This window comes from Microbulbifer sp. TYP-18, assembly GCF_040932045.1.
Taxonomy (GTDB): Bacteria; Pseudomonadota; Gammaproteobacteria; order Pseudomonadales; family Cellvibrionaceae; genus Microbulbifer.
In genome coordinates this window covers 310,626-324,505 of the sequence record NZ_JBFRBC010000002.1, presented here as the reverse complement: position 1 = coordinate 324,505, position 13,880 = coordinate 310,626, and the positions used below count along the sequence as shown (strand labels likewise).

Sequence of the window (13,880 nt, the reverse complement as noted above, 5' to 3'; positions counted from 1 at the left end):
CCACAGCCGCCCGGGAGCAGAGCGAAGCGGATATGCTGAACCGAATCCGACAATCCATCGTCTACCGCATCGGCACGCTTATGCTGCTCACGGTACTGGTGGCCCTGAGTTCCATGATGGCTTCGTACATTATTTCCGATGCCGCCGGGAATGATGCCGCCGCAGTGAACCTGGCCGGCTCCCTGCGCGCCATGAGCTACCGGCTTGCAGCTACCGCACCCTCCGGCGACATACAGGCCACCGATGAGCTGGCGGACGAGGTGGCACAGCGCCTGGCAAGGGTGCTGAGCATTTCCGACTTCAGCACCAGCGACAATCTGCGCGCGGCACGTCACTACAACAAGGTGATGCACAGCTGGGAGGAAGAGATACGCCCGCTGCTGCACTCGGTCGCGGGTGGCCACACCGATATGGGTTCCCTGCAACTGGCCAGCCGCCTGGAACCCTTTATTGCCGACGTAAACACCCTGGTGTTCGACTACCAGACCATCGCCGAAGAGAAGATCAATTTGCTCCGCCTGGTACAGGTGGCTTCTCTATTCGCCATAGTGGCATTGGTGTACCTGTCCCTGTATATACTCCACCGTTCGGTGGAACAGCCCCTCAAGCAACTCACCAACCGCTCCCTAAGCATTGCCCAGGGAGATTTCAATCAGCACCGGTTGGAAATCGACAGCAAGGACGAGCTGGGCGTGCTGGCACGCACCATCAACTATATGAGTGACGAGATCCACGCTACCCAGCGGGACCTGGCCCACCGGGTCGAACTGAAGACCGCGCAACTGCAAAAGAGCCACGAGGCGCTGGACTTCCAGTACCGACTCGCGCGGCGTATCGGCGAAGGGCCCCTGGCCGGGGCGGAATTGGAGCAGTGGCTGAAGGAGTTCGCGAGTGTGGCCGATCTGGACAACCTGGACCTGTGTCTGATGACCCCGGAGGGCGAGTCTCCTTACGAGCATCTGGTGCAGGGGCACGGCAGCAGCCAGTGCACAGGTAGTGATTGCACCTCGTGTGTAAGCCACTGTGGCGCTTCCGATGATGGTGAATTCCGCGTCTACCGCTTTCCCCTGGAAGTGGACAGGCGCAACTACGGCGTGTTGATGTGTACTCTGCCGAGTGGCAACAGTCTGGACGATGAACAACAGCAGCGCCTGGGCACTTTCGCCGACAGTGTTACCGCCGCCATCGCCATCAACGAGCGCGAGGCCCAGGAAAGGCGCGTTGCCCTGCTGGATGAGCGCGCCATTATCGCGCGGGAACTGCACGATTCTCTGGCGCAGTCTCTCTCCTACCTGAAAATCCAGGTAACCCGGCTCAACCGCGCCAACCGCCGCGAGCAAGTGGACAGGGCCGCAGTGGAGGAAATCATCGCGGAACTAAAACAGGGCCTGGATGCCTCCTATCGCCAGCTGCGCGAACTGCTCACCACTTTTCGCCTGCAGGTAGGCCCCGGTGGCCTGCGCGATATCCTGGAGCAGTCCATCCTCGCCTATCGCGAACAGCATCCGCAGATCACTATCTTGCTGGACTATCACCTGGACGAAGTGCCCCTCACCCCCCACGAGGAAATCCACCTGCTGCAGCTGGTGCGCGAGGCCTCGCAAAATGCGGTCTACCACTCCCAGGGGAACATGGTGCAGATCAGCCTTATCCAGGCCGAAGACCAGTCCCTGAATGTTCGCATCCGCGACAACGGCATCGGTATCAGCAGTGCGCCGGAAAAGCGTAACCACTTCGGCATGTCTATCATGCAGGAACGCGCCAGCAACCTGAGCGGTGAGCTGGAAATCGGCCGGCGCGCCGAGGGTGGCACCGAGGTGCGGTTCAATTTTATTCCCCACTATGCCCGCGAGCGGGAGCTGGTGTGGCGGCAGCCAGTGTAGACCTCACAGCTACCGCCAGATTGCGCCGGTTAGTGAAAAAACACATTGAATAGCAGGCCGGCGAGAATCGCCATACCAAAGATCACCAGCAGGAAGGCCACGATCATGGGTTTGCGGAACAGCGACTTCAGCAGAATCACTTCGGTCAGGCTGGCGCCGGCGCTGCCGATGATCAACGCCATCACGGCTCCCATCCCCATACCTTTTGCCAGCAGCGCCGCGGACAGGGGAATCACTGCTTCCGCGCGTATATACAGCGGCACACCGATCACCGCGGCCAGGGGCACCGCCAGCGGGTTGTCCGCCCCGGCGTATTTGGCGATCAGCTCGGCGGGCATAAAACCGTAGGTAAAGGCGCCGATGGAAATCCCCAGCAGCAGGTAGGGCATTACTCCCTTGAACTGGCTCCAGGTCTCGGCCCAGACTCGCGCCCAGCGGTTATCCGGCGCGGCGATCGCGGCGGCACCGCCGCCACAGGCAGTGACTGAGCCGGTTGTGTCCCTACCCTTACCACAGCTCGAAACGGGTGCGGCACTATCCCCTGCGCCATTGGCGCCGCCACAACCGGTGGCAGTTTTGCCGTTCAATAACTCCGGGCGTATATAGCGGGCGAAGCGCATTTTCTCCAACAGGTAACCGGCGGTTACGGAAACCGTCAGGGCGATGGCTGCATAAGCCAGCGTGACGTTTAGACCGAAGGTGGCCAGGAACAGCCCGATGATAATGGGGTTCAGGAGCGGCGACGTGAACAGGAAGGTGACCGTGGGTCCAAATCCGGCGCGGGCCTTCAGCAGGCCGGTCAGCATAGGAATGGTGGAGCAACTGCAAAAGGGGGTTACGCCACCGAGCAGCGCGGCGGAGAAGTAGCCCCTGCCGTTCTTGGAGCTCAGGATCGACTGGATTTTACCCGCGGGCAACACGTCCTGGATTACACCGACAATAAAGCTGATCACCAGAAACAGTGCGGTCAGTTCGACCCCCAGCAGGGCGAACATTCCCAGCGCTTCCTGCAACATCGCTAGGGTATCGGGAGACATAACAATACCTCTATATTTCTAGGTTAATAGAAATATCTTATCCCAACCTTTTTGTCGATGCAAGATATTTCTGGTAATGTCGAAATATACCGATTGACCGGGGATTCCCTATGCAGGCCGAAACCGTCGCCACACGCTTCGCGGAGCTGGGCCATATCACCCGCCTGGAGATATTCCGTTTGCTGGTCAGGGGCGGGCACCAGGGGATACCCGTGGGTGAGATTCAGGCGGCCCTGGGCGTGCCAGGCTCCACCCTATCCCACCATATCAACCGGCTGGTATCTGTGGGGCTGGTGGAGCAGCGGCGGGAGGGGCGAACCCTGTATTGTGTGCCCCAGTACCAAGCCCTGTTCGGCCTGATTGAGTTTCTGCAGGAGGAGTGCTGTGTGGATGAAAGGCCCGGGCGGGACCAATGAGTCGCGGTGCCCCGCCCCATACGCCCGGTCCCCTGATTCGCGGCTCAGCGCCACTCCACCCGACTACCCATAATGATCCCTGCCCCTAGCTTGTGGCAGTAATGGCGGCCGCTTATATTGGCGGTTGTTTTTTGCGAGCCGGCAACCGCTGGCCGCACTGGGCAGACTCGGCTGCAACCGGGGGGGAGAGCCGTTTGGACTGGTTGAAAACACTGCACGTTACCCTGGCCGGGGCGTCCTTTGCGGGCTTTCTGCTGCGCACCGGTGGCGCGCTGGCAGCGGCTGCCTGGGTGCGGGCGCGGTTCGCGCGCACTGTGCCCCACCTGCTGGATACGGCACTTTTTATCTCGGCGCTGGCGCTGCTGGCTCGCCTGCACTGGCTTCCACTGCAGCAGCCGTGGCTGCTGGCAAAGCTGGGCGCATTGGTGGGATATATTATCTTTGGGGTTATCACCCTGCGCGCCGCCACCAATAACCGGGTGCGGCTGCTGGCGGCGCTCGGCGCCTGTGGCTGCTTCCTGTATATGCTGGGGGCGGCAATAACCAAATCGCCCTGGCCGTTTAGCTGAAGCGTCGCTATGGCCAGGCCGTTGCGCAGGCGCAAACCGGACAGGGTCAGCGCCATGCGCGCCCTTATCGGCAGGGCCCGCAGTAGCTTCCCCTTCTCCCTCCCCGCAGCACAGCTGTGCGCCGGTCCCTGCCGCGGCTGTGCGAAAAAACTGCTGGAATTTATCGATCTGGAGCTGTGGCAGTGGGAGCAGCGCCTGGCTGCGGGCGAGGTGCCGAGCTTCGGTGACCTGGCCGCGCTGGGCAAGTGCTGCCGCCGTGTTCAGGCGGCGCTGGCGGCGAACGGTCTGCTGACACTGGCACCTGGGGCCGGTGAAAATGTGGCGGCCGGCTGACCGCTCAGGTCAAAGCTCAGCCCGGATGGCCGTCCGGGCGCGCCCGAAACAGCATCGGGGTGTAATAGCGCAGAAACAGGGCGTAACCCAGCACCCAGGCCGCCACCGCCAGAAGGAAACCCGAGGGTACCGGGGCCCAGAAGACGCGCGCCAGGGCCGAGATCACCAGGGCGGCGAATGCAACCGGCATCAGGGCCGGTGCCGACAGCTTGTGGCCTGTATGGCCCAGGCTGACGCGGCTGATCATGGACAGAATCAGGCCGCCGATGCCACCCACTGCGAAAGCGTGTATTGCGGCACTCTGGGTACCGGGCCCCACCCCGCTCCAGGCCGAAGCGGCGAGAAAAAAGCCCAGTATCACCAGCCAGTAACTGACCTGCAGTGACCACACCAGTGGTTCGCGCCAGATCTCGCGGCAATACCAGCGATATGCGCGCACCAGTTGCAGTAGCCCCAGCACCAATGCCAGCAGCGCCCAGACTGGCTTGGGCAGACCGCCTGCCACCGCAACTAGCAGGAGCACCATTGCCAACTGTGTGCCCGTCTCGACCACCGCCAGCCTGTCCGCCTGCACCACTTGGAAGCGCCGCGCGGTAAAGAAGGGGATCACCCGCCCCCCGATCACCAGGATAATTCCCGTCACCAGCAGCAGGGTCAACAGGGCCGCGTGCCCCTGCCGGGCCGGCAGCAGCCAGTGGTAGGCGGCCAGTCCGGCAAAGGCCAGCAGGGCCGGCAGCACAAACAGGTTGCGCCACTGTCTGGCGCGCAACACCCGCCCTCCCAGCATGACCGCCGCAAGTAGGAAGAACGTGCTCTCCGCCACCACCGGCAGCCAGATGGGCACTGGTGCAAACAGGTAGCCGAGCCGCGCCAGCAGCCACAGAGCCACCAGCAGTATCAGCTGGGTGCCCCGGGGGGAGGGAATACTGGTCCACGTCTGCATGGCGGTGCCGAGAAAACCCACCACCACTGCGGCGGCAAAGCCGAACAGCATTTCGTGGGCGTGCCATGTGATACCGCCGCGCAGTGCCAGCAGATGCCAGCCGGAGAGTTGTGCCTGCCACACGACCAGCGCGAAGATACTCCACGCGGCGGCACCCCAGAAAAACGGTCTAAACGGCATACGCCAGATCGGCGTTATGGCCTCCTCGTGACCGCGATCAAGGATTTGCTTCATTCCTGTCCTCTCTCTGGCCCGGAAAAACAAACGGAGAGGCAGAGCCTCTCCGAAAACGTACTGGGGTGCAAGCTGCACCGGTCACGGGTTGTAGAATTCCCCGTTGCGGCGCAGGTAGTACCAGTAGTTGATCACCAGGCACAGAGCGTAAAAGACCGCAAATCCCACCAGCGCATACTCGGGGGTAGTGGCCTTGATCTGCTCGCCGAACACCTTGGGGATGTAAAAGGCACCATAGGCGGCCACCGCGGAGGTCCACCCCAGTACCGGGCCCGCCTGTTCCTTCGGAAAGACCATGGCGATGGTGCGGAAAGTCGAGCCGTTGCCGATACCAGTGGCCGCGAACAGCACCAGGAACAGCAGGAAGAAGGGCAGGAAAAACTCTTCCGGGGTGGCCGAGTTGTAAGCCGCCTTCATGTAGTAGGCCGCAGCCAGGGCGCTCACCACCATGGTTATGGCGCATACCTGGGTGACCAGGGCGCCGCCGATGCGGTCGGCGATCCAGCCACCTACCGGGCGGATGAGGGCGCCGATAAAGGGGCCCATCCAGGCGTACATCAGCGCGCTGGGACCATTGTCGTTGATGGTGTCGTGGGTCATGACTCCATCCACCATCACGTGGCTGTATCCGAAGATCACCTTGATGGCCAGCGGGAAAGCCGCCGCGAAGCCGATGAAGCTGCCGAAAGTCATGGTGTAGATGACGCTCATGGCCCAGGTGTGTTTATTGTTGAAAATACGGTACTGGCGATTGAGGCTGGACCGGATGTCGCCGGGGATCAGCTTGAGGCCGAATACTGTGGCCGCTATCACCAGCACCAGTACGATTTCCTTGGGCACTCCCCAGCCGGAACCGTTGGCCGCCTGCGGCAGCAACAGCCACAAACCGGCAATAGCGGTGACGAAGCCAATACCCAGCATCAGGGTCATCTTGACCATGGACATCAGCGCATTGCCCACGTCCGGGGAGACTTCCTCGGTGCGCAGATTGTTCATCCCCAGCCAGCCCACCACCGCCAGCGGGACAAGCAACAGCAGCCATACAAAACCGGCGTTCTGAATCCAGGCATCGGAGCCCGCCGGCACCTTGCCGATCAGGGAGCCGGAACTGCTCACCAGAGTCATGGGGTCACCGCCGGCCGCGCCAAAGGCACCGAAGGTCATAAACAGAGGTACCAGGATCTGCATGGTGGTTACGCCGAAGTTGCCCAGACCCGCATTCAGACCAAGCGCCAGCCCCTGTTTTTCCTTGGGAAAAAAGAAACTGATGTTGGACATGGAGCTGGCGAAGTTGCCGCCGCCGATACCGGACAGCAGCGCCAGCAGTTGGAAAACCCACAGCGGAGTCTCTTTGTTTTGCAGCGCAATACCGGCGCCCAGAGCGGGAATCATCAGCAGCGCGGTGGTGAATACGATGGTGTTGCGGCCGCCGAACAGGCGAATGAAAAAACTGCTGGGAATACGCAGTGTCGCGCCGGTCAGGCCGGCAATTGCCATCAGTGTGAACAGGTCTGCCTTGGCGAAGGGAAAGCCGAGGTTCAGCATCTGGACCGTGATAATGCCCCAGTAAAGCCATACGGCGAAGCCGCACAGCAGGCTGGGAATAGAGATCCACAGGTTTCGGTTAGCGATCTTTTTGCCCCTGGACTGCCAGAAGCGGCTGTCTTCAGGGCTCCATTCGTATATGTCGGACACAGTGGCCACTCCTGTCGAAAGTTTTTTGTGCTGCCACTATGATCCGCCTTCGGCCACCCCTCAATTACCCTCAGTAAGTAACCCCTTTTGCCCCCATCGACCGCGGCTTAACCCTTTGTGGGTAGGCATGAATACGGGTTGCCTGTGGTAAAGTCATCAGTCGAATCGATTAATCCGGCACCCGAATCAACTGCCGGGTTACCAGCACAGGTTTTGCAGGTACCGCTATGTCCCAAGCCGCAACTGTTATGATGGTTGATGACCATCCGCTGTTTCGCAAAGGTCTGAAGCAATTGTTCGCCATGGAGCCCTGCCTGGAACTGGTCGCGGAGGCCAGTAGTGGCGAAGAGGCGCTGGAGCTGGCCGGGCGCTACGAGCCCGACATCATCCTGCTGGATCTGAACATGCGCGGTATGGATGGTCTGGACACACTCCGCGCCATGCGCGCCGCCGACATCACCTCGCGCATAGTCATGCTGACTGTGTCCGACAACAATGCCGATGTGGTGTCCTGTATCCGCGCCGGTGCCGATGGCTATCTGCTCAAGGACATGGAACCCGAGGACATTCTCGACCAGGTCATAGAGGCCACCCACGGCAGGCTCGCCATCAGCCAAAGGCTCACTGAAATTCTGGCCTCGGCGCTGCGCAAGCCGGATAACTCCGGTGCCGATGCCCTTTCCACCCTCACCAGCCGCGAATACCAGATACTGCAATTAATTGCCGATGGTCTCAGCAACAAATTGATCGCCCGCGAGCTGGGCATCAGCGACGCCACTGTGAAAGTACACGTAAAACACCTGTTGAAAAAACTCGGTATGCGCTCCCGGGTGGAAGCGGCCGTATGGATGGTCAACCAGAAACGGCCCGAATCCGATTGACCGGGGAGTAACCGATGGCAGACTGCTGTAGCCAAACGGGCCTGGTGCCGATTGAATTGGCCCGCGCCAAATTGCTGGACTCGCTGACTGCTGTTGACGGGACTGAATCGGTGCCGCTGGACAGAGCTTCGGGCCGTATCCTGACCCGATCCATTCAGTCTGCCGTCGACCTGCCTCCCGGTGACAACTCGGCGATGGACGGCTATGCGGTGCGGTATACGGATCTGAGCCATCGCAAACCCCTGGAGCTGATCGGCCGCGCTTTTGCCGGTGAACCCTATGCCGGCAGGGTCAACCCCGGTACCTGTGTGCGCATCATGACCGGCGCGCTGGTGCCGGCTGGCGCCGATACCATTGTGATGCAGGAACAGGTGGAGACTGACGCCGAATCGATTTTTGTGAGCGGTGAGGTTCGCCAGGGCGATCACATCCGTCGCCGCGGCGAGGATGTGGGTAGGGGCCAGGAACTACTGGCCGCCGGCACACGCATATCCGTAGCCGATGTCGCCCTGCTGGCCGCCGCCGGTATCGGCGCCGTCGAGGTAAAGCGCAGGCCGGTAATCGCCCTCCTCTCCACCGGCGATGAGTTGTGTCAACCGGGAGAAACCCTGGCTGAGGGGCATATTTACGACAGCAACCGTGTTGCTCTGCGGGCGGCGCTGGCGGAAATGGGTCTGGAGGTTCTGGACCTGGGTATAGTGCCGGACGACAGGCCGGCCATAGGCGCCGCCTTGGAGCGCGCGGCGCGGGAGGCCGACGCCGTCATCACCTCCGGCGGTGTATCCGTGGGCCAGGCGGACTATACCCGGGAACTGTTGCAGGAGCTGGGCCAGATCGATTTCTGGAAAGTGGCGATGAAACCCGGCAAACCCTTTGCCTTCGGGCGCCTGATGGGCAAGCCCCTGTTCGGCTTGCCGGGCAATCCCGTATCGGCGCTGGTCACCTTTTACCAACTGGTTGTGCCCGCCATGACCCTGATGCAGGGTGGCCGCTGGACGGGTCCCACAACCCTGGCCGCCAAATTGCTCAAGCCGCTGAAGAAAAAGCCCGGGCGCACGGACTTCCAGCGCGGCAGCTTTCACAGTGACGCCTGCGGAAGCCTGCTGGTGGAGCCGGTGGCTACCCAGGGCAGCCATATACTCTCGGGGCTGGCCGCCGCCAACTGCTTTATCGTGCTGGGCCGGGACAGCGGCAGTGCGGAAGCCGGCGAAATTGTCTCTATCGAACCCTTTCGGGCGCCGCTGGGCTGAATCTCGGCAGTCGGTCAAGCACAGGCGTTCCTTTCTCCCTCCTGCCTCCAAAAAACCACTGTCCTTTTTTAGTCATCGACGTGTCCAGAGGCTAAACTGCTTGCGCATCAAGTTTGATCCGCATTATGAACACAGAGCTTGTAATCGGCGGTATTGCCGTCGCACCCGGTGAGAGCCGACAAATAGACCTGCCGGTGGTGCACCTGTATACCGGTACCGGAATGGCCATCCCGGTTTACGTGCAGCGGGGAAAGAAGCCCGGGCCGACAATTTTTGTCTGCGCCGCCCTTCACGGCGATGAACTCAACGGCATCGAAATAGTCAGCCGGTTGATCGGCAGCCGCGGTTTGAAATCGCTGCGCGGCACCCTGATTGCCGTGCCAGTGGTCAATGTCTACGGCGTGTTGGAGCAGTCCCGCTATCTGCCCGACCGTCGCGACCTGAATCGCTCCTTTCCCGGTTCGGCCAAAGGCTCCCTGGCGGCGCGTATGGCCCACGTATTCCTGCAGGAGATAGTGTCCAAGTGTGACTATGGTATCGACCTGCACACAGGTGCTGAGCACCGCAGCAACCTGCCGCAGATCCGCGCCAATCTCGACGATGAAAAAACCAATGCCATGGCGCGCGCGTTCGGCGTACCGGTACTGCTCAACTCCACTTTGCGCGATGGCTCCCTGCGACAGGCCGCGGCCGACCTGGGTACCTGTATCCTGCTGTACGAAGCCGGCGAAGCACTGCGCTTCGACGAATTGAGTATCCGCGCCGGCGTCAAGGGGATAATGAATGTGCTGCGGCATTTGGACATGCTGCCCCAGGGGCGCGGCAAGCGCGTCGTCGAACCCTTCGCCGCCCGGAGCAGTGGCTGGTTGCGCGCCACCGACAGCGGCATCGTCAAACACCGGAAAGCACTCGGGGATCATGTTATCCGGGGTGAGCTATTGGCTACCATCACCAATCTCTACGGCCAGGAAATCAACCGGGTTGTCTGCAACACCGATGGCATCATTATCGGGCGGCAGACTATACCCCTGGTCCAGGAGGGTGAGGCCATGTACCACATCGCCTACTTTCACGAGCCCCACGAAGTGGCCGAAAACCTGGAAATACTGCAAGACAGCTTACTGCCCGATGCGAACTTCTAATGGCGCCCAGCCGGGCATCTGAACTGCCGTGCCAACAAGGAGTCGCGAAGTTCGGGGTTGTTCTGGACTAGGACCAGCTCGGTTAATGTCAACAGGTCCTAGCCAAAACCTCTAGCGGCGGAGGGCAGGGGCCACCGACATAGTGTCTATTCAACTAAAAAGATATTTTAGGCGCCAATTATGCTACAGAGTTCCTCCAATAGGGTGACGTGGCGCACCTTTACTTGTACCCTTCCCGGGTGTGTAAGTTCCTTCTAAACAGTTTGAATTAATCGAATATTCGCCGTTTTATCCCTTGGAAGAATCGAATAATTAAATGCGTCGCTTTGCACTGGTGGGGTTACTTACAAGTGCGCCCTCCAGTTTCAAAAAGTAAAAAGAGTCATTGACCTTGGCACGGATTCCTAAATCAATACTCGGCCTGAGTGGATTACTGGTACTTTTTTGCCTTAGCCAGAATACACTAAGCTCCCAGACAATCACCGCTGATGCTGGATACTGCATGGCGCAGGAATCAAAAAGTGGACTCACCCTTACAGGGGGTGCAACGGAAAATACCTCTGAGCTTTGCTTCACTCGCTTCAACGAGTTGTCCGCTGGATTAGCGAAAATAATCCCCGTGAACATTTCAGCGGTTCCGGTACGTAATGGGCATGAGCAACGCATACTGAATATCCCCCGCCAGCAGTTGAAAACCAAGCAGTTCCTCAAGCAAAGGCCGCTGCTGATCTTTTCGGCTCCTCACGAGCGATACGCATTGGCACAGCTTTGTCATGAATTAATCCGCGAAGGATTCGAACTGCCCAAAATATTGATCGGCGAGCGCCCCAGTCGATTTGCACAAGTTGATCATGCCCCTGTTAAAGCAGAAGACTTTCTAGTGGAGCTGAGCCATTTTGGGGCCATAACCATCGCTTCTAATGAGGAAATTGCACAAGCGCTGGCCGAGCTTGGTATCCCCGCCATTCAGGGTGACAGCAATTCGAATGAGGCAATGATGGCGCGCAGTGCCCATACCAACCATTCCCTAAATGGCTATTTGCCGGTTTTTTTGGTGACCGAATCCGCTCGGGAGCAGGGGGTACAATCCCAATTGCAACAAGCCCTACCTAATGAAGCCTTTGTAGTGGCCGGTGGAGTCAGTGCCATCAGAAGTGCACTTAAGAATGGCGCGGCTGGTGCTGTTAAACGAATGAGCCCTGAGGAGATGCCTGCCTGTGCCGGTTAAGAAAAGGCTCATTTCTCAGCTAGCAGTATCCACAGTTGCCATGCTGTTGCTGATTGTTGGAGCTGTGTGGCTATTTGGGCCGGTTCCAGAGGTAAAGGGAAATTACGATATCGCGAAGACCATTCGCTATAGTTTCCAGGTAACCAATAACTCCAGTCAACATATTGATGCCGCGAGTTTCAGCGTATTTGCCCCGGTAAAGCAGAATGCCTTCCAAATGACAGGGATGCTAAGGGCAAACCTGCCTTTTACATTGGACGCAGACCAGTCCGGTAACCAGGCGCTGGTATTCGAATTAAAGAATCTCGCTCCCTTTGCGAGTCAGGTAGTGAACATCACGGCTCGGGTAAATCTGGCCAGTACACCGCAGCCCTTTGGGCCGAACCCAGATTCATTGTTGGGGGAAGAAGAGGGTATTGAAACCAGCGCGCCGGAAATCAATGTGTTGGCGGAAAGGCTCGCCGGCCACCCGGAGCAAATTAACAGCTGGCTGTACAGCAATATTACTGATATCGGCTATGTGATGGAAGACAGAGGTGCCCGCTATGCGGTGACGGAAAAGCGGGGGGACTGCACTGAGTTCGCTTCGGCCTTTGTCGCTCTGGCCCGTGCTTCAAATATCCCCGCTAGAATGATTGGCGGCTTTACCGTCAGCCATTCGGGTCGCCTGCGGGCGGAAAACTATCATAATTGGGCGGAATTTCGGCGGCATAAACGCTGGAATATCGCGGACCCACAAAATAATAATTTCGATTCGAATTATGGGTCCTATATTGCTTTTTATAACTTTGACCAACACTCACGTCTTGAAAATAGCCAGCGATTTCTCGCCTATGATAGGCGATTGAGTGTGCAAATGAATTAAATGCTCAGGTGCCAATAAAGGGTATATATAAGTTTTTCGTACCTGATGTAAAACTGGAATATCGTTTATATTCGGCTTGATTTGTCGAATCTTTTAGGGGGAGCTGTGAAGAACATTTTATTTGTATTGGCCGCATTAGTGGCCACTTTTGCGAGTCCCGCCTATGCAAGCGATATTCCAGATTTAACCCTCCAACAATCAGATACCGTTATCATAAGTAACGATACTTATATAGCTGCAGATAATCATACCTTTGATAATAAGCATATTCTAATTGATGGATCTGTGCTGACGGTGGACGGTTCTCATGTTTTCTCGAGCCTGGTTCTGGAAAACAATGCAAGCCTAACTCATTCAATCGACTCGCCGGAATTGTTGTCGCTAACAATTGAGGGAAATTTAGCAATACAAGATGGCTCAAAGATCGATGTAAGCGAATTGGGTAATTTGGCGTCATCAACAAATTGTGCAGGCTGTGGCGGGGCTTATGCGAGTTTTGGAGGGGGGCAGGGGGAGGATCCTTATGGCGACTATAAAAAGCCTATCGATCTGGGTATGGGTGGATCACATTCTTTGTCTGGTGCAGACGGTACTAGAGGCGGTGGTCGTATTTACCTAAGCGCCAAAAAAATCCTTTTAAATGGGGATATATTGGCTAACGGTGAATCCCGGACAGGTTATGTCGATGGCGGTTACTCTGGTGCAGGGGCTGGTGGCTCCATATTTCTAGTGGCCGAGAGTATAGAAGGAAATGGCGACGTTAGGGCAAACGGTGGTTCAGGAAATGGTTCATATTCCAATGGTGGATCCGGTGGGCGGATTGCGATTTATATAAATTCCGGCAATAAGTTCGATTTCTGGAGCAGAGTCGCAGCTAAAGGAGGTTGGGGTAAAGTCTACGGGGGCCCTGGAAGTGTGTTTTTTCACGATGGAGCTATTGCCAATCTAACTATCGAAAATGCCGGGGGAGAGTTTGGTAATTTAAAGCACTGGCAAATTGAAGAGGGTACTCCAAGTGTTGGAAGTGGCTATCCATATCCACCAAGCTTCGGTGGTGTTTACTATTTGAATGGTTACTCCAGTAGTGGAAGCTCCATAATTTCACAGAACATTAGTCTTGAGAGGGTTGAGTTTTCCGATAGTGATTTATTAGAGGGTGAAGTAGAAATCTCCGTAGACTGGTTGCAATCTTCATATTACACGGAAGATGAAGGTGAGTTGGCTTTTCGCTTTCTGGATGAAAATGGTGATGTCATTTCCGAAAGCTACAGCGGCCTTGCGAGTACTGCCAACCGAGTATGGGAGCAAAGATATTTTTCAACAAAAATTCCCGCGGGATCGAGATCGGTAGATTTATTGGTTAAAGCTTCACGTCAAGATGGCAAGGGCAGTAGTGCATATTTT

The 13,880-nt window shown here is 57.8% G+C and carries 12 protein-coding genes; 9 read left to right on the top strand and 3 right to left on the bottom strand.

From position 1 onward, the window contains the following. Positions 1-32: 32 nt before the first annotated feature. On the top strand, positions 33-1,883 hold the full coding sequence (locus ABVT36_RS03500; RefSeq protein ID WP_368455287.1) for a histidine kinase: 1,851 nt from the start codon (positions 33-35) through the stop codon (positions 1,881-1,883). A 29-nt stretch (positions 1,884-1,912) separates the two neighbouring features. Here the strand turns inward: ABVT36_RS03500 and ABVT36_RS03495 are convergent, their stop codons facing one another. Continuing rightward, on the bottom strand, positions 1,913-2,920 hold the full coding sequence (locus ABVT36_RS03495; protein WP_368455286.1) for a permease: 1,008 nt from the start codon (positions 2,918-2,920) through the stop codon (positions 1,913-1,915). Positions 2,921-3,030: 110 nt separating this feature from the next. On the opposite strand from ABVT36_RS03495, the gene ABVT36_RS03490 reads away from it, so the two are divergent. From ABVT36_RS03490 to ABVT36_RS03480, 3 genes are all read left to right on the top strand, one after another. Then, positions 3,031-3,336, top strand: coding sequence for an ArsR/SmtB family transcription factor (locus ABVT36_RS03490; RefSeq protein WP_368455285.1), 306 nt, complete (start codon positions 3,031-3,033; stop codon positions 3,334-3,336). Positions 3,337-3,530: 194 nt separating this feature from the next. Further along, on the top strand, positions 3,531-3,905 hold the full coding sequence (locus ABVT36_RS03485; RefSeq protein ID WP_368455284.1) for a SirB2 family protein: 375 nt from the start codon (positions 3,531-3,533) through the stop codon (positions 3,903-3,905). Positions 3,906-3,914: 9 nt separating this feature from the next. After that, the gene (locus tag ABVT36_RS03480) at positions 3,915-4,238 is read left to right on the top strand and encodes a hypothetical protein (protein ID WP_368455283.1); all 324 of its coding nucleotides are present in this window, start codon (positions 3,915-3,917) and stop codon (positions 4,236-4,238) included. Between the two features lie 16 nt (positions 4,239-4,254). Here ABVT36_RS03480 and ABVT36_RS03475 read toward each other — a convergent pair whose 3' ends face one another. After that, complete coding sequence (locus ABVT36_RS03475; protein ID WP_368455282.1) at positions 4,255-5,415, bottom strand: NnrS family protein; 1,161 nt, start codon at positions 5,413-5,415, stop codon at positions 4,255-4,257. An 81-nt stretch (positions 5,416-5,496) separates the two neighbouring features. Next, positions 5,497-7,110, bottom strand: a complete 1,614-nt coding sequence (locus tag ABVT36_RS03470) for an antiporter (RefSeq protein WP_368455280.1) — start codon at positions 7,108-7,110, stop codon at positions 5,497-5,499. Between the two features lie 227 nt (positions 7,111-7,337). Here ABVT36_RS03470 and narL point away from each other — a divergent pair, with 227 nt between their 5' ends. The 5 genes from narL (at position 7,338) to ABVT36_RS03445 (ending at position 12,476) form a co-directional block, all read left to right on the top strand. Further along, complete coding sequence (gene narL, locus ABVT36_RS03465; protein ID WP_367150461.1) at positions 7,338-7,991, top strand: two-component system response regulator NarL; 654 nt, start codon at positions 7,338-7,340, stop codon at positions 7,989-7,991. Between the two features lie 14 nt (positions 7,992-8,005). Further along, complete coding sequence (gene glp / locus ABVT36_RS03460) at positions 8,006-9,241, top strand: gephyrin-like molybdotransferase Glp (RefSeq protein ID WP_368455278.1); 1,236 nt, start codon at positions 8,006-8,008, stop codon at positions 9,239-9,241. 125 nt (positions 9,242-9,366) lie between these two features. After that, positions 9,367-10,383: a succinylglutamate desuccinylase/aspartoacylase family protein gene (locus ABVT36_RS03455; protein WP_368455277.1), complete on the top strand. Its 1,017-nt coding sequence runs from the start codon at positions 9,367-9,369 to the stop codon at positions 10,381-10,383. A gap of 502 nt (positions 10,384-10,885) precedes the next feature. Beyond that, on the top strand, positions 10,886-11,611 hold the full coding sequence (locus tag ABVT36_RS03450; protein ID WP_368455276.1) for a hypothetical protein: 726 nt from the start codon (positions 10,886-10,888) through the stop codon (positions 11,609-11,611). Continuing rightward, complete coding sequence (locus ABVT36_RS03445; protein WP_368455275.1) at positions 11,601-12,476, top strand: transglutaminase family protein; 876 nt, start codon at positions 11,601-11,603, stop codon at positions 12,474-12,476. The genes ABVT36_RS03450 and ABVT36_RS03445 overlap by 11 nt, the downstream gene beginning before the upstream one ends. The last annotated feature ends 1,404 nt before the right edge of the window (positions 12,477-13,880 follow it).